Source organism: Allosphingosinicella sp., assembly GCF_035626655.1.
Lineage (GTDB): Bacteria > Pseudomonadota > Alphaproteobacteria > Sphingomonadales > Sphingomonadaceae > Allosphingosinicella.
On record NZ_DASPNF010000010.1, the window covers coordinates 181,289 to 196,560 of the forward strand.

The following is a 15,272-nucleotide window of genomic DNA, read 5'->3' on the forward strand; positions in this document are numbered from 1 at the left end:
AGCTTGTCGAAGCCGCGTATCGAAGAACCGCTCAGTCCTTCGAGAGCTTCTCGCCCTTCTCGGCCTTGTCGCGGAGCAGCTTCGACACCTCGAAGCCGTTTTTCTCCAGCCCGGCGACGATCTTCGCCAGCCCCTCCGTGTCGGCCCAGAACATCGGCCCGCCGCGATAGACCGGCCAGCCATAGCCATAGACCCAGACCACATCGATGTCGGAGGCGCGCTGCGCCATGCCTTCTTCGAGGATCTTCGCGCCCTCATTGACCATCGTGTAGAGCGTGCGCTCGATAATCTCCTGGTCGTCGATCGCGTGCTGCGGCGTGCCGGTCTTCTGCCGGAACTCCTCGATGATCTCGGCGACGCGCGGGGACGGGGAGGGGGTGCGCTTCTCGTCATAATCGTAGAAGCCCGCCCCCTTCTTCTGCCCCCAGCGGCCCTCGGCGGCGAGCGCGTCGCGGATATTCTCGATCCGGGTCGGGTCGCGGTGCCAGCCGATGTCGACGCCGGCGAGGTCCGACATCTGGAACGGGCCCATCGGCATGCCGAACTCGACATGGACCTTGTCGATCTGCTGCGGCGTCGCGCCCTCCAGCAGCAATTTCATCGCCTCGACCTGGCGCGGCATCAGCATGCGGTTGCCGATGAAGCCGTGGCAGACGCCGGCGACCACCGCGACCTTCCTGATCTTCTTGGCGATCTTCATGGCGGTGACGAGCACGTCGGGCGCCGTCTTCGCGCCGCGCACCACCTCCAGCAGCTTCATCACATTGGCTGGAGAGAAGAAGTGCAGCCCGACCACATCCTGCGGCCGCGACGTCACCGCGGCAATCTCGTCGATGTTGAGATAGGAGGTGTTGGAGGCAAGGATCGCACCCGGCCCCGCGATCTTGTCGAGCTTCGTGAAGATCTCCTTCTTCACGTCCATATTCTCGAACACCGCCTCGATGATCAGGTCGCAATCGGCGAGGTCCTCGAGGCTCAGCGAGGGCTTCAGCAGGCCCATCGCGCCCTCGACCTGGTCGGCCGTGATCCGCCCCTTGGCCGCACTCGCCTCGTAATTCTTGCGCATCACGCCGGTGCCGCGGTCGAGCGCCTCCTGCGCCATCTCGACGATGGTCACCGGGATGCCGGCCGAAAGGAAGTTCATCGAGATGCCGCCGCCCATCGTGCCCGCGCCGATCACGCCGACCCGCCGGATCGCGCGCGGCTGCGTGCCCTCGGGGACGTTCTCGATCTTTGCCGCCTTGCGCTCGGCGAAGAAGAAATATTGCTGCGCCCGCGCCTGCGTGCCGGTCATCAGCTCCATGAACAGGCGGCGCTCGTCGAGCACCCCCTCCACATAGGGCTTGGCCACCGCCGCCTCGATCGCGCGGATATTATATTCGGGCGCGTCGAAGCCCTTGAACTTGCGGGCATTGGCCTTGCGGAACATATCGAACAGGCCGGGATTGGCGCGCGCCTCCTCCAGCTTCTCGTCGCGCGCAGAGGATTTGGGCAGCGGCCGCACCTCGCGCACCTCCTCGGCATAGGCGACCGCATGCGGCAGCAATTCGCCCTCGATCAGCCGGTCGACCAGGCCGATCTGAAAGGCCTCCTTCGCGCCGATCGGATTGCCGGTCGCGGCCATTTCCAGCGCCTTGGGGACGCCCGCCACGCGCGGCAGCCTCTGCGTGCCGCCGGCGCCCGGGAGCAGGCCGAGCTTCACCTCGGGCACGCCCAGCTTCGCGGAGGGCACCGCTACCCGGTAATGGCTGGCCAAAGCGACCTCAAGGCCGCCGCCGAAGGCAGTGCCGTGGATCGCCGCGACCACCGGCTTGGTGCAATTCTCGATGATGTCGACGACGCTCGGCAGCATGGGCAGCTGCATCGGCTTGCCGAATTCGGTGATGTCGGCGCCGGCGAAAAAGGTCTGGCCTTCGCAGATGATCACCACCGCCTTCACCGCGGCATCCGCGTCGGCCTGCCCGATCGCCTTGACCAGCCCTTCGCGGACCGCATGGCCGAGCGCGTTCACCGGCGGGTTGTTGGAGGTGACGATCAGCACGTCGCCATGCATGCGGGTCGAGATGGGGCTGGTCATATGATCTCCTTCGCGGATGGCGATGGCGTCTCTTTACGTTTACGTCAACCTGACCCGGCCGGCTCAGGGGCTGATGAAGTCGGCATAGCCGCCGAGATAATTGTAGTGCACCCAGCCGGAGCCGCACGGGCCCCGATAGTTGGTCGTCCGGCGCTGCGGCTCCAGCACCCGGGCGCAGCGCCGCTCCCCGGGCCGGCGCTCGTAGAGGATGCCGAACCAGTTGCCGTGCCGCACGCAGGCATAGACGTCCCGGCCGATGGGGAGCCGGCCCAGCTCGCGCTGGCGGCTGGACGGGCCGGAGCGCACCGAGGCGTAGGCGCCCCGGCCGGCAATGTTCATGATCCGGGCGGTTGAGCAGGCGCCATAGCCTTCGGTCGCGTTCAGCGGGACCGGGAAACGCGGCGCCTGGGCAAAGGCGGGTGCGGCCGTGAGGGCCGATGCGAGCAGGACAGGGATCGCTCTCATCGCCAAACCTCCTCAGAAGGACGTGCGGCCATATTCCTGGCGATAATGCGGGTGCGAGCAGGAGAGGCCGCCGTCGACGACGAGGGCATGGCCGTTCACATAGCTCGCCGCGTCGGAGGCGAGGAACAGGGCCGCCTGGGCGATCTCGACCGGCTCGCCGCCCCGCTTCATCGGGTTGAGATGGCCGATCATGTCCTCGCGCCCCGAGGAGCGCGCCATGTCGTAAATGCCCCTGGTCATGCCGGTCTCGATCAGGCCGGGGCAGATCGCGTTGACCCGGATGTTCGCGCCGCAGAGCTGGGTCGCCGCCACCTCGACCAGGCTGATCACGCCCGACTTGGAGGCGGAATAGGCGGGGCCGCCGGCGCCCGCGCGCAGGCCCGCGACCGAGGCAGTGGCGATGATCGAGCCGCCGCCGCGCGCCTTCATCGCCGGAGCGGCGTGCTTAATCGCCAGAAACGGACCGATCAGGTTCACGCGAAGAATTTCCTGCCAGTCCTCCGGGCTCTGCTCGAAGATCGAGGCGAGCCCGCCTGAAATGCCGGCATTGGCGAAGAAGATGTCGAGCCCGCCATGCTCTCCCGTCGCCAGCTCTACCAGCCGGACCACGTCCGCCTCGGTCCCCGCATCCGCCGCGAGCACGCCCTCGCCCGCGGTCACGTCGGCCGCGATCACCGTCGCGCCCTCCTGCCGGAACAGGGCCACCGTCGCCTTGCCGATCCCCGACGCCGCCCCGGTGACGATTGCGACCTTGCCCTCGAGCCGCCCTGTCATTCACCTTCTCCCGTCATGCCAGCGAAGGCTGGCATCCAAGCGGATTTGGAGACCCGAAGGCAACATGGACCCCAGCCTCCGCTGGGGTGACGGCCTGTGGGGACCATCATAACCCAACCCCCGTCGTCGAGCCCCCGTCTACCACGATCGCCTGCCCGGTCACGAAGGTGGAGGCGGGCGAGGCGAGGAAGACGGCGGCGCCGGCAATTTCGTGCGGCTCGCCGATCCGCTGCAGCGGCGTGTGCATGGTGACCGCCGCGAGCGTCTGCGGATTCTCCCAGAGCGCCCTGGCGAAGTCGGTCTTCACCAGCCCCGGCGCGATGCAGTTGACCCTGACCTGGCTCGGTCCGAACTCCGCGGCGAGGTTGCGCGCCAGCTGGAAGTCGGCCGCTTTCGAAACATTATAGGCGCCGATCACGGTCGACGCCTTCAGGCCCCCGATCGAGCTGACGATGATGATCGAGCCTTCCCTGCGCTCGAGCATTTCCGGCGCGACCATCGCGATCAGCCAGTGGTTGGCGAGCACGTTATTGTCGAGGATCTTGCGGAACTGCTCATCCGAAATCCCCGCCATCGGCCCGTAATAGGGGTTGGAGGCGGCGTTGCAGACGAGCACGTCGATCCGGCCCAGCTGCCGCCGTGTTTCGTCGACCAGGGCCTGCAATTCCTCCTTGGAGGAAATGCTCGCCGGGACCACGATCGCGCTGCCGTCGCCATGCCTGGCGTTGATCGCGTCGGCGACCTCCTGGCAGGCGGGCGCCTTGCGGCTGGAGATCACCACCTTCGCGCCATGATCGGCCAAAGCCTCGGCGATCGCCCGCCCGATCCCGCGCGACGAGCCGGTGACGATCGCGACCTTCCCGGTCAGGTCGAAGAGATTCATTCTTGCTCCTCCCCGGGACGGGGAGGGGGGCCAGGCGCAGCTTGGTGGAGGGGGCCCTCCACTCGTGCTGCGGGGCGAAGGGCCCCCTCCACCGTCGTTCCGACGGTCCCCCTCCCCGTGCCGGGGAGGAGCTTATCCATGCTTCGAAAACTCGATCCGCGCGATCGCCCGGTTGTGCACCTCGTCCGGCCCGTCGGCCAGCCGCAGCGTCCTGATCCCGGCCCAGCTCGAGGCCAGCCCGAAATCCTGCGACACGCCGGCCCCCCCATGCGCCTGCACGGCGTCGTCGATGATCCTGAGCGCCATGTTCGGCGCCTGCACCTTGATCATCGCGATCTCGGCCTGGGCGGCCTTGTTGCCGGCCTTGTCCATCAGGTCTGCGGCCTTGAGGCAGAGCAAACGCGACATGTCGATGTCGATCCGCGCCCGCGCCACGCGCTGCTCCCAGATACTGTGCTCCATCAATTTCTTGCCGAACGCGACCCGCGACTGCAGCCGCCTGACCATCGCCGCCAGCGCCTCCTCGGCCGCGCCGATCGTGCGCATGCAATGATGGATGCGTCCCGGCCCCAGGCGCCCCTGCGCGATTTCGAAGCCGCGCCCCTCGCCGAGGAGCATCGCCGAGGCGGGAATCCGCACGTTGTCCAGCACGATCTCCATATGGCCGTGCGGCGCGTCGTCATAGCCGTAGACGGTGAGGTGTCTGAGCACGCTCACGCCAGGCGCGTCGATCGGCATCAGCACCATCGACTGCTGCCGGTGCTTGTCCGCCTCGCGGTCGGTCTTCCCCATCAGGATCGCGACCTTGCAGCGCGGATCGCCCGCGCCGGATGACCACCATTTCCGCCCGTTGATCACATAATCGTCGCCGTCCCGCGCGATGTCGCACTCGATATTGGTGGCATCGGACGAGGCGACTCCGGGCTCGGTCATCAGGAAGGCCGAGCGGATCTCGCCGTTCATCAGCGGCCGGAGCCATTCCTCCTTCTGCTCCCGCGTGCCGTAGCGGTGCAGCACCTCCATATTGCCGGTGTCGGGCGCGGAGCAGTTGAAGACCTCGCTCGACCAGGGAATGCGCCCCATCTCCTCGGCGCAGAGCGCATATTCGAGATTGGTGAGCTGCGTCCCCTCGAATTCGAAGCTCTCGTCGACATGGCGCAGCGCCTGGCCCGGCGGCATGAACAGGTTCCAGAGGCCCGCCGCCCTGGCCTGCGGCTTCAGCTCCTCGATGACGGGGATGGGCTGCCAGCGATCCCCCGCGTTCAGCTGCGCCTCATGATCGCCGACTCGCGGCCGGACATGCGATTCGATGAAGCCCCGCACCCGGTCCCGGTAAAAAGCCTGCCGTTCCGTAAGGTCAAAATCCATGCCGGCTCTACCCCTTCGTTACCCCGCGCTGCGGCTGTGGATAAGGGGTGCCAGAAAGGAGGGGAGCGGGGCAAGGGGGCGATCCCCGCCCCTAGGTCCGCTTCGCCTTGAGCTTCCAGCTCAGACCGGGAAGCTTCACCATGGCCTTGCCGCAGATCGTGCAGCGGGTCACGAAACGGCCGCCCTCCCAATGGCTGCCGCGAAGGTCGGGGGCATGCGTGCCGAGCCAATCGTGGAGGCTCATTCGCCGCCCTCGGCACGGGCGCGCTCGGCCTGCGCCTTGGCGTCCGCAAGGCTGGTGTAGCGATAGGGGCCCACCTGGAAATGCTCGCTCGTCACCCTGACGATGCCGAGGCGAACGAGCTGCTCTTCGGCATCGCCCACGTCGTCGAAGGCAACCCGCGGCGGACGGGCGCCAATCATGGCCCCGGCCTCGTAGCAGCGATCGCGGCCTCGACGCGAGCCAGCCCATCGTCGCTCTCCACCGCGAGATCGATCGGCCGGCCGTCGAGCCCGTTATGATGGCAATTGAGAAAGGCGCGCACCGCCTCGACATCGCCGAGGGCGTCCTGCGCGACCCGGACCGCGCGCCCCTGGCGAACGCTTTCGTCGCGGCTCAGCACCGGTTCGCTGCGCTTGCGCCGGAACGTATTCATCGGCCGGCTCCGCATGAAGCTTGCACGAGTGTCGCCGGGCGTTCCTGGCCAAAGGCCGCGCGCAGGCCATATCGGCCTGCCAGGTCGTAATGAATCAAGCGGCTTTCAGCGGTCTTCGCCAGGCGCGCAGCGGTCACGGCCGCACGCTGGCGACGTAGCCAATAGGTCTTTTCCATGTCGGATCACCTTGTTGTGCAAGCGAGAGCGGCAATGTCTCTCAGTCACGGGCGCTTGCTGTCGGAAGAGCAGGTGATGGATAAGTCCTATCAGAGAGGCCGGGCATTGGCGACTTTATTCGCTCTGCCCTGTCGGTCGCCTGCGGGGCAAGTGGCCCTGGTCCGCCGCCTCCGCCCGCTCCTCCGCCCGCCACGCCGCCGGCGACACCCCGAACTCCGCCGCGAACCAGCGCGAGAAGGAGCTCGGCGTCGCATAGCCGGTCATCTGCGCCACCGATCCCACGCTGTGCGTGGGGCTCGCCAGGTAGCGCAGGGCCAATTCCCGCCGCACCTCGTTGAGCAGCATCGCGAAGGTCCGGCCCTCGCGCTCCAGGTGGCGCTGCAGCGCCCGCGGGTGGATGCCGAGATTGGCGCCGACCTGCTCCAGGCTGGCCCGGCCCGCGGGCAGCAGCAGATAGAGCGAGCGCCGCGCCCGCTCGCCGACCGAGCCGTCCGCCGGATCGGGGACGAGCATGTCGAGATAGCGTTTGGCGTGCCGGGCCATTGCCGATTCCGCCGCCGGATTGGGCGCGTCGAGCGCCGCCTCGGAGCAGACCAGGCCGTTGAAGTCGGCGTCGAAGACGAGCGGGCACTGGAAGACCCGCATATGATGGCTGAAGTCCGCGGGCGCGGCATGGCAGAAATAAGCGAGGTCCGGATGCCAGCGCCCGCTCACCACCTCGCTCACCGTCCGGCAGATGATCGCCATCAAGAGTTCGATCGCCTGCCGCCCGTCATAGCCGCCGATGAAGCCGGCGCGGACGATGGCGAGCCCGCCTTTCTCCGCGTCCGCGACATGCTCGATATCGAGCGACATCACCTCGTTCAGCACGCCCTGATATTCGACCAGCGCCTCGAGCACGTCGCGCGCCGTGCCCTGGTGGGCGAGCAGCAGGCTGAGCGGACCGAGGCTGGACAGGGTCCGGCACTCGGCCATGAGCAGGCCGAAGCTCTCGCAGCCGCTCTCCTCGGCGCTGGCCTCGAGCAGGTCGGCGACCGCGTTGGAGGGGAGGGTGGCGTCGGGGTCGTCAAGGATCGCCGGGCTGATCCGAAAGCGGCGCAGCATCCTGTAGGGGTCGAGTCCGCAGAAGCGCGCGACCTCGAAATAATTGGTCAGGGTCTGGGTGTGGACCTGGCCGTCCACCTTGGACTCCTCCCCCGAATGCGGGCCATGTCTGCCGGTTGCGGACCGGCCAGTGGCGCGAACTGCAACATTACTGTCGCGAACTGACAAGTCGGTGGGCCGGTGGATGCCGTAGGGCGATCCTCCGCGCCCGCCCGGCCAAAGTCAATGTCGGGCGCCAGACCCGCCTGGATTGATAACGGTGTCAGCCTGCGGGCGCGCCGCGCCGGCGCCGTCTGTCGAGTGATGTCCGTGATGCGTTGTGGAGTCTGACCTGCCGATGCCCCCCGAAGCCCCCGACCCCGAACTGACCACAATCAGGCGCGCCTGGCCGCTGGCCGCGCGCAACTGCCTGCTCGACTCGCCCGAGGCGCGGCTGCGCCTCGCCGCCACGGCGAGCATGGCCGCGACCCTGGTCCACGAGGTGAACCAGCCGCTGGCCGCCGCCACCAACTATCTCTCCGCCTGCGCCCGGCGGCTGCGCGCGCTCGGCGCCGGGCACGAGGACCTGCTGGCGATGCTCGACCATGCCGGCCAGGAGACGCTGAAGGCCGGCGAGCTCATCCGCCGCACGCGCAACTTCGTCATCAACGGCCGGATCAGCGGCCGGCGGGAGAATCTGCGCACCATCGTCGAGCGGGCGATCCTGATGATCGGCGAGCGCCGCGACCGGGTCGGGATCACCACCGAGGTGCCGCTCGGCCTGTTCGTGAAGGTCGACCGGATTCAGCTCGAGCAATTGCTCTTCAATCTGCTGCTCAATGCCTGCGAGGCGCTGGCCGGGCGCGCGGACGGCTGGATCGAGATCGGCGCCGAAGCCGCCGCGGACGGGGCGGTGCTGCTGAGCGTCACCGACAACGGTCCGGGCCTCAATGCCGTGGCCTTGGCCCGCCTCGCCGATCCGCCCGGCGGGCCGGGCGCCGGGCTCGGCCTCGCCATCGCCGCCGCGGTCGCCGAGGCACATGGCAGCCGCCTGGAGGTGGAGAATCCGGCCGAAGGCGGCGCCCGCTTCACAGTGGCACTGGCGGCTGCCACCTGACGTGGCGAGTTCAGGCGACCGCTTGCTGCTCCGGCAGGAAGGCGGGCGCCGACGCCGCCGTTTCCGGCGCCGCGTCGAGCCGGGTCACCTTGCGCCCGCCGCACCACAGCTCGACGGTTACTGTCCGCGGCCGGTTCTGCACGAGCAGGATCGCCTCGACATCGTCGCCGGAATGGAATTCCTCGACCCCGTCGATATGGCCGCTGTGCGGGTTCATCCGGTAGAGACGATAATCGGGCATGGGCGCGTCCTTCGATAGTAGCGGGAGCGCGACGCTTCGTCTCTCAGTCGCCGCCGTGCCGATCACCGGGCGGGCGATGGTCCTCTGTACCACGCTGGCGGGGGCGTCACACTGATTGAGATCACAAAAATGGCCCGCGCCGTCAGATTGGTTTTGAGGAGGCTCTGGCCGAAGGACTTGACTCCCGCGCCCTTCAGGCGCTGCCCCTCGTCCCCATGAGCAGCCCGCCCGATCCCACCGCCGCCCGCCACCCCGATCACCCGGTCGACCCGATCTTCGTCCGCCGCTGGTCGCCCCGCGCCTTCGACCGGTCGGTGATCCCGGATGCCGACCTGATGACCATCTTCGAGGCGGCGCGCTGGGCGCCGTCGGCGTTTAACTACCAGCCCTGGCGACTGCTCTACGCGAAGCGGGAGAGCGCGGACTGGGCGCGGTTCCTGTCCCTGCTGATCCCCTGGAACCAGGGCTGGGCGCACAATGCCTCGGTGCTGATCTATCTCTGCTCCGACACCTTGATGGAGACGAAGCCGGGCCAGACCTCCTGCGCGCACACGCACAGCTTCGACACCGGCGCCGCCTGGGCAAGCATGGCGCTGCAGGCGAGCCTGCTAGGCTATCATGCGCACGGCATGTCGGGTGTGGAGTGGGACAAGGTGCGCGAGGAGCTGAAGGTGCCGGCGCGCTTCCGCGTCGACGCCGCCTGTGTGATCGGCCGCCTGGGCTCGCTCGACGTGCTCGACGAGAAGCTCAAGGCCCGCGAGGTCCCCTCGGCCCGCAAGCCCGTCGCCGACTTCGCCTTTGCCGGGGACTTTCCCGCCTGAGCCGGGCGGACAAACCGATGACCAAGGGAGGAAGGCTTGTGCCGCGGGTCGTTTCGGCCCAGACTTTGCCGATGAGCGGCACGGCGGTCGAGACGGGGTCGGGGCGCGGGCGGACGGTGACCCTGCCGGCGCGGCCGGAGCCCTTGCGCGTCTCCGTCGAGGAGACGGCGATCGTCGTCATCGACATGCAGAACGCCTATGCCTCGAAGGGCGGCTATGTCGATCTGGCCGGCTTCGACATATCCGGCGCCGCGGGGACCATCGGCCAGATCGCCAAGGTGCTGGAGACGGGTCGGCAGGCGGGCGTCACCATCGTCTATCTGCAGAATGGCTGGGACGCCGACTATGTCGAGGCGGGCGGGCCGGGCTCGCCCAACTGGCACAAGTCGAACGCGCTGAAGACGATGCGGGCGCGGCCGGAGCTGCAGGGGCAATTGCTCGCCAGGGGCGGCTGGGATTACGAGCTGGTAGGACCGCTGGCGCCGCAGCCTGGCGACATCGTCCTGCACAAGACCCGCTATTCCGCCTTCTTCAACTCCCAGCTCGATTCCACCCTGCGCGCCCGTGGCATCCGCAACATCGTCTTCGTCGGCATCGCCACCAATGTCTGCGTCGAGAGCACGCTCCGCGACGGCTTCCACCTCGAATATTTCGGGGTGATGCTGGAGGACGCGACCCACCATCTCGGGCCGGAGATGATGCAGCAGGCCAGCGTCTACAATGTCGAGAAGTTTTTCGGCTGGGTCTCCACCGTCGCCGATTTCTGCGGCACGTTCGGGCAGCTGCCGGAATGATCGGCGCGCTCGCCGCTGCGCTCCTCACCTGGCAGGCCGCTGCGCCTATGCCCTTCAGTCTCAACCATTTCATGGACCTGTCGGCAGCGCTGGACGGCCGCTGGGTCGAGTTCGACGCCTATGTCGTGCTGATGCGGCGGCCGGGCGGCCCGCCGACGCTGAACGCCCTGACCGGCGAAATGCGGACCCAGGACGACGGGACGAACCGGCTCATGTGTGCCGACGACGGTGAGGCCACCCTCGCGGTGGTGCTTGGCCGGGACGGCTTCGGCCCGCTCAGCCGCCGGGCCGCACGGCCGCGCAATGCCTATGTCGGTGTCAGGATCAGGGGATTTCTGCGCGCCCGTCCGTTCGGCTTTCGGGTCGGGAATTTCGAGCATGAATGGGTCGGCTCGGTCGACCATGCGCGCATCGTCCGGCTGACCGGCGGCCGCTGCCTGATCAATTATCCCGAAATACCCGGACAGCTTTGAAAGAGGACCATCGAATGCCCTTCGAACCGATCAACCCCGCCCAGTTTCCGAAGCCGATCGCGCCTTATTCGGCGGGGACCAGGGCGGGGAACACGATCTACGTCTCGGGCACCCTGGCGCTTGGCGAGGGCGGCAGCGTGCTCCATCCGGACGATGCCGCGGCGCAGACCCGCCATGTGCTGGAGACGATCCGGATCACCCTGGAGGCGGCGGGGGCATCGCTGGCCGACGTCGCCTTCAACCATATCTTCCTCACCGACTGGGCTCATTATGCGGCGATGAACGCCGTCTATGCGGAGTATTTCCCTGGCGACAAGCCGGCCCGCTACTGCATCCAGTGCGGCCTGGTGAAGCCGGGCCTCGTCGTCGAGATCGCGTCCGTGGCGCATCTCGGCTGATGGGCGCGTAGATGCCGGACACTGGCGGGCTCTACTGGGAGGAGCACGGCCCCGCGGACGGGCCGCCGGTGGTCCTTTCGCCCGGGCTCGGGGGCACGGCGGCTTACTGGACTTCCAATCTGGCGGCGCTCGCGGAGCGTCACCGCGTCATCCTCTACGACCATCGCGGCACAGGCCGCTCCGACCGGGCGCTGCCCGCCGGGCTGGACGTCGAGGACATGGCGGACGACGTGCTGGCGCTGCTGGACGGGCTCGACATTGCGCGCGCCAGCCTGGTCGGCCATGCCGCGGGCGGGGTGATCGGCCTTTCGCTCGCGCTGCGCCATCCGGAGCGGCTCGCCTCGCTGGTCCTGGTCAACGCCTTCGCCCGGCCCGATCCGCATTTCGTCCGCTGCATGGAAACCCGGCTCGCTCTGCTCGAGCATAGCGGCGTCGTCGCTTTCGTCCGCGCCCAGCCGCTCTTCCTCTATCCGGCGCGCTGGATCTCGGAACATTGGGACCGGCTCCAGGCCGCGGAAGCGGAGTATATCGCCCAGTTCCAGGGCGCGGCCAATGTCGAGGCGCGGATCGGCGCGCTGGCCGCGTTCGACATCGAGGACCGGCTCGGCGAGATCGAGACGCCGGTCCTGCTGATCTCCGCGGAGGACGACATGCTCGTCCCCGATCTCTGCTCGGAGCAACTGGAGCGCGGCCTGCCGCATGCCCGGCTCGAGCGGATGCGCGGCGGCCATGCCTGCAACGTCACCGAACCCGACAGCTTTAACCGCCACCTGCTCGAATTTCTGGGGGACTAGACCATGGAAGTCGGAATCTTCACGCCGATCGGCAACAATGGCTGGCTGATCTCGGAGAACAGCCCGCAATATATGCCGAGTTTCGATCTCAACAGGGAGATCGCGCTCCGCGCCGAAAGCTACGGGGTCGATTTCCTGCTCTCGATGATCAAGTTGCGCGGCTTCGGCGGCAAGACCCGCTTCTGGGACTATAATCTTGAGAGCTTCACCCTGATGGCCGGGCTCGCGGCGGTCACCGAGAAGATCAAGATCTACGCGACCTGCCCGACCCTGGTCATCCCGCCCGCCTTCTGCGCGCGGATGTGCAACACGATCGACGACATCAGTGGCGGCCGCTTCGGGCTCAACCTGATCACCGGCTGGCAGCGGCCCGAATACAGCCAGATGGGCGTCTGGCCGGGCGACGAGCATTTCCGCAACCGCTACACGATGCTCGGCGAATATGCCCATATCCTGCGCGAGCTCTGGGCGACCGGCCAGTCCGACTTCAAAGGCCAATATTATCAGATGGACGATTGCCGCGTCCTCCCGAAGCCGAAGGGCGACATGAAGATCATCTGCGCCGGCTCCTCGGACGAGGGCCTCGCTTTCTCGGCGCAATGGGCGGACTATGCCTTCTGCCTCGGCAAGGGAGTCAACACGCCCAAGGCCTTCGCCTCGAACAACGAGCGGCTGATGGCGGCCACCGCGAAGACCGGGCGCGACGTTCGCATCTATGCCCTGTTCATGGTGATCGCCGCCGAGACGGACGAAGAGGCGATGGAGAAGTGGATCTGGTATCGCGAGGGCGTCGACGAGGAGGCGGTCGCCTGGCTCGGGCTCCAGGGCGCGGCCGACAAGACCTCGACCACCACCAACGTCCGCCAGCTAGCCGACCGCGAGAGCGCGGTTAACCTGAACATGGGGACCCTGGTCGGCTCCTACGAAAGCATCGCGCGGATGCTGGATGAAGTGGCGACCGTGCCGAACACGGGCGGCGTGCTGCTGACCTTCGACGATTTCATCAAGGGCACGGACGATTACGGCACCCGCATCCAGCCGCTGATGAAATGCCGGCAGGCGGGATGATCGGCATTTTCCTCAAGACGGCAGTCGTGTTCCTGGTCTGCCTTGGGATTGGCGTTATCATCGGCGTCGTCGCCTGCACGATCTTCGACGTCGCGCCGATCCGCGGCTATAGCGCCGCCCTGCCTTATGCGATCTGGTTCGTGCTCGGCGTGTTCGCGGGCCTCTTCGCCATGGCGGGCGCGGCGGCCTGGATCACGGGCAAGGAGGATATGGGAAGCGGACCGGCGGCAGTCGCGCTGGCAACCCGCATCTTCCTCTCCGCGCTCGTCCTGGCCTTGGCGATCGGACTGTTCTTCTGGCGGATCTGGTGGTCGCGCGGCGTGGCCGGCGAATATTATGTGCCGGACAGCGGACCGCACACGGTCACCTATCTGGTCTCGGCGCTCGGCGGGATGTGGCTCGGACGGCTGGTGTCGAAGCCATTGCCCAAGGCATAAGGGACTCCATGACTCGCCTGCCTAAACTTGTTCTCCTGCTTCCGCTCGCTTCGCTCGCCGGCTGCGCCGGGCAGCTGCGCGACTATGTCGGGCCGCGCGCCTCCATCGTGCGGCCCCAGCTGATCCGCTACGGCTTCAGCCTGCCCGAAATCACCTGCGTCGGCGACCGGCTGGGCCAGACCCTCAGGCCGCGCCAGCTGCGCTTTCTCGTCCGCGCCACGAGCAATGTCGAGCGGCCCTATTACGACCCCGACCGGTTCAGCCCGCGCGATTTCCTCTGGGCGGCCGGCGGGCTCAGGGATCCCGACGTGCAGACCGCGATCAGGCGCGCCTATGAGGAATGCCGCGTCCAGGCCGCGCCGCGGATCGCGGAAGCTCCGCCCGTGCCCGCGCCGCCCGCGACCGGCGGGCCGCTGCCGGCGACGCCGCGACCGCCGGTCTGGCTCAATCTCGGCGCCGCGCCTTCCGGCCAGTCGATCGCGGTCGACGGGGCTTCGCTCGAGCAGGAGGAGAGCGCGCGGGTTGCCTGGTTCCGGATGATCGATCCGCCGCCGGCCGGGACCAGCCTTCATGCCTACCGGCTGCGGATCGATTGCCGGACCCGGATCATTCGCCCGCTCGCGCATCGGCTCTACGATTCGACCGGCGCGGTGGTCGAGGAGCGCGACTATTCCGAGCCCGAGCAGCTGCCGTCCCCGGTTGAGGGCGGCACCGTCACGGAAATCGCCTTCCTGTCGCTTTGCACCTAAGCCGTTGCGCCGGGGGCGTTTCGGCGGTATTTTCAGGACGGTTGGGCTGCGCCGATGAGGAGAAGGATCATGTCAGTTCGCGTCATGCTTGCGGCCCTCGCCGTCGTCTCCGTGCCGATCGCGGTCAACGGTGCCGAACCCCAGGCCCAGACCCAGCAGCAGAAGGTCAACAAGGAATCCAGGCGCACCTGCACCTTGCGGCCGGAGCCCGGGAGCCGGATCAATACGATCCGTACCTGCCGCAACCCCGCCGAAGTCGAGGCCGCCCGCCAGGAGCAGCGGCGGACGATCGACCGCATCCAAACCAACAAGGTCAGCTTCGGGCGCTGATCAGGCGAGCCGCTCCGGCACGGCCAGCGCCTCCACCTTGAGCGTCGCGCGTGGCGCGACCGCTTCCCAGGGGAAGACGTACCACCTCTTGTCCTGGTCGCGGTCGATCTCCGAGCCGTGATATTCGGCCTTCGCCCGCGAGCGGATATTGTGCACCAGCACCGCGACGCGCAGCCCTTGCGCGCCATCCACCTTCGCCTCGAGCGCGCCGCGCAGATATTGGATCGTGCCCCCGCTGTCGTTGATGTCGTCGACGATCAGGATGTTGCTGCCGCTCCTGATCTTCGCGGCCAGCTTGTCGAGCAGCTCGTCGCCGAACCCGACCTCGCCGGAGCTGTGGTCGACGGAAAGCATCTGGATGCCGGTGCGGTGGGAAAGATAGGCGGCCGGCACCAGCCCGCCCCGCCCGATCCCGACCAGGAAATCCGGCGTCCAGCCGTCAGCCTCGATTGCCCTGGCCAGCGTCTCGACCTCGTCAAGGAAGCGCTCATAGGGAAGGTAGTGGAGGACAGGATCGGCGGGCTCGGACATGTTCGCTCCGTGCGGGCTGGAGTCGGCGCCCTGCAT

Annotated in this window: 22 protein-coding genes; 10 read left to right on the forward strand and 12 right to left on the reverse strand. The window is 67.7% G+C overall.

Annotated elements, in window-relative coordinates; genetic code table 11:
• Positions 1-31: 31 nt before the first annotated feature.
• The 10 genes from VEC11_RS09205 to VEC11_RS09250 form a co-directional block, all read right to left on the reverse strand.
• Positions 32-2,077: a 3-hydroxyacyl-CoA dehydrogenase NAD-binding domain-containing protein gene (locus VEC11_RS09205; protein ID WP_464130427.1), complete on the reverse strand. Its 2,046-nt coding sequence runs from the start codon at positions 2,075-2,077 to the stop codon at positions 32-34.
• A 63-nt stretch (positions 2,078-2,140) separates the two neighbouring features.
• Positions 2,141-2,542 (reverse strand): hypothetical protein, encoded by a 402-nt coding sequence (locus tag VEC11_RS09210; RefSeq protein WP_464130428.1) that lies wholly within the window; start codon positions 2,540-2,542, stop codon positions 2,141-2,143.
• A 12-nt stretch (positions 2,543-2,554) separates the two neighbouring features.
• Positions 2,555-3,316 (reverse strand): SDR family NAD(P)-dependent oxidoreductase, encoded by a 762-nt coding sequence (locus tag VEC11_RS09215; RefSeq protein ID WP_464130429.1) that lies wholly within the window; start codon positions 3,314-3,316, stop codon positions 2,555-2,557.
• Positions 3,317-3,422: 106 nt separating this feature from the next.
• A complete protein-coding gene (locus tag VEC11_RS09220) occupies positions 3,423-4,199 on the reverse strand; it encodes an SDR family NAD(P)-dependent oxidoreductase (RefSeq protein WP_464130430.1) in 777 nt (258 codons plus the stop codon).
• Between the two features lie 132 nt (positions 4,200-4,331).
• On the reverse strand, positions 4,332-5,567 hold the full coding sequence (locus VEC11_RS09225) for an acyl-CoA dehydrogenase family protein (RefSeq protein WP_464130431.1): 1,236 nt from the start codon (positions 5,565-5,567) through the stop codon (positions 4,332-4,334).
• Between the two features lie 91 nt (positions 5,568-5,658).
• Complete coding sequence (locus VEC11_RS09230) at positions 5,659-5,811, reverse strand: hypothetical protein (RefSeq protein WP_464130432.1); 153 nt, start codon at positions 5,809-5,811, stop codon at positions 5,659-5,661.
• Positions 5,808-5,990 (reverse strand): hypothetical protein, encoded by a 183-nt coding sequence (locus VEC11_RS09235; RefSeq protein WP_464130433.1) that lies wholly within the window; start codon positions 5,988-5,990, stop codon positions 5,808-5,810. Before VEC11_RS09235 ends, VEC11_RS09230 begins: the two co-directional genes overlap by 4 nt.
• On the reverse strand, positions 5,987-6,223 hold the full coding sequence (locus VEC11_RS09240) for an antitoxin Xre/MbcA/ParS toxin-binding domain-containing protein (protein ID WP_464130434.1): 237 nt from the start codon (positions 6,221-6,223) through the stop codon (positions 5,987-5,989). Before VEC11_RS09240 ends, VEC11_RS09235 begins: the two co-directional genes overlap by 4 nt.
• Positions 6,220-6,399, reverse strand: coding sequence for a hypothetical protein (locus VEC11_RS09245; protein ID WP_464130437.1), 180 nt, complete (start codon positions 6,397-6,399; stop codon positions 6,220-6,222). The genes VEC11_RS09240 and VEC11_RS09245 overlap by 4 nt, the downstream gene beginning before the upstream one ends.
• A 115-nt stretch (positions 6,400-6,514) precedes the next feature.
• Positions 6,515-7,582, reverse strand: coding sequence for an AraC family transcriptional regulator (locus VEC11_RS09250; protein ID WP_464130438.1), 1,068 nt, complete (start codon positions 7,580-7,582; stop codon positions 6,515-6,517).
• A gap of 259 nt (positions 7,583-7,841) precedes the next feature.
• On the opposite strand from VEC11_RS09250, the gene VEC11_RS09255 reads away from it, so the two are divergent.
• Complete coding sequence (locus VEC11_RS09255) at positions 7,842-8,600, forward strand: ATP-binding protein (RefSeq protein WP_464130439.1); 759 nt, start codon at positions 7,842-7,844, stop codon at positions 8,598-8,600.
• Between the two features lie 10 nt (positions 8,601-8,610).
• On the opposite strand, the gene VEC11_RS09260 is transcribed toward VEC11_RS09255, so the two are convergent.
• Positions 8,611-8,841: a hypothetical protein gene (locus VEC11_RS09260; protein ID WP_464130440.1), complete on the reverse strand. Its 231-nt coding sequence runs from the start codon at positions 8,839-8,841 to the stop codon at positions 8,611-8,613.
• A 215-nt stretch (positions 8,842-9,056) separates the two neighbouring features.
• Between VEC11_RS09260 and VEC11_RS09265 the strand changes: the two genes are divergently transcribed.
• The 9 genes from VEC11_RS09265 to VEC11_RS09305 all read left to right on the forward strand — a co-directional run bounded on the left by VEC11_RS09265 (position 9,057) and on the right by VEC11_RS09305 (position 14,705).
• Entirely contained in the window at positions 9,057-9,662 is a 606-nt protein-coding gene (locus VEC11_RS09265) for a nitroreductase family protein (protein ID WP_464130441.1), read from the forward strand.
• Between the two features lie 71 nt (positions 9,663-9,733).
• Complete coding sequence (gene rutB, locus VEC11_RS09270; protein ID WP_464131203.1) at positions 9,734-10,456, forward strand: pyrimidine utilization protein B; 723 nt, start codon at positions 9,734-9,736, stop codon at positions 10,454-10,456.
• Positions 10,453-10,929 carry a hypothetical protein gene (locus VEC11_RS09275; protein ID WP_464130442.1) on the forward strand — a complete coding sequence of 159 codons (477 nt, stop codon included), beginning with the start codon at positions 10,453-10,455 and terminating at the stop codon, positions 10,927-10,929. The genes rutB and VEC11_RS09275 overlap by 4 nt, the downstream gene beginning before the upstream one ends.
• A gap of 14 nt (positions 10,930-10,943) precedes the next feature.
• Entirely contained in the window at positions 10,944-11,327 is a 384-nt protein-coding gene (rutC, locus tag VEC11_RS09280; protein WP_464130443.1) for a pyrimidine utilization protein C, read from the forward strand.
• 11 nt (positions 11,328-11,338) lie between these two features.
• The gene (gene rutD / locus VEC11_RS09285; RefSeq protein ID WP_464130444.1) at positions 11,339-12,121 is read left to right on the forward strand and encodes a pyrimidine utilization protein D; all 783 of its coding nucleotides are present in this window, start codon (positions 11,339-11,341) and stop codon (positions 12,119-12,121) included.
• A 3-nt stretch (positions 12,122-12,124) separates the two neighbouring features.
• On the forward strand, positions 12,125-13,189 hold the full coding sequence (gene rutA / locus VEC11_RS09290) for a pyrimidine utilization protein A (RefSeq protein ID WP_464130445.1): 1,065 nt from the start codon (positions 12,125-12,127) through the stop codon (positions 13,187-13,189).
• Positions 13,186-13,626, forward strand: coding sequence for a hypothetical protein (locus tag VEC11_RS09295; protein WP_464130446.1), 441 nt, complete (start codon positions 13,186-13,188; stop codon positions 13,624-13,626). Before rutA ends, VEC11_RS09295 begins: the two co-directional genes overlap by 4 nt.
• An 8-nt stretch (positions 13,627-13,634) precedes the next feature.
• Positions 13,635-14,375: a hypothetical protein gene (locus VEC11_RS09300; protein ID WP_464130447.1), complete on the forward strand. Its 741-nt coding sequence runs from the start codon at positions 13,635-13,637 to the stop codon at positions 14,373-14,375.
• 69 nt (positions 14,376-14,444) lie between these two features.
• Positions 14,445-14,705, forward strand: coding sequence for a hypothetical protein (locus VEC11_RS09305; protein ID WP_464130448.1), 261 nt, complete (start codon positions 14,445-14,447; stop codon positions 14,703-14,705).
• Here the strand turns inward: VEC11_RS09305 and VEC11_RS09310 are convergent, their stop codons facing one another.
• Positions 14,706-15,236: a phosphoribosyltransferase gene (locus tag VEC11_RS09310; RefSeq protein WP_464130449.1), complete on the reverse strand. Its 531-nt coding sequence runs from the start codon at positions 15,234-15,236 to the stop codon at positions 14,706-14,708.
• Positions 15,237-15,272 lie beyond the last annotated feature (36 nt).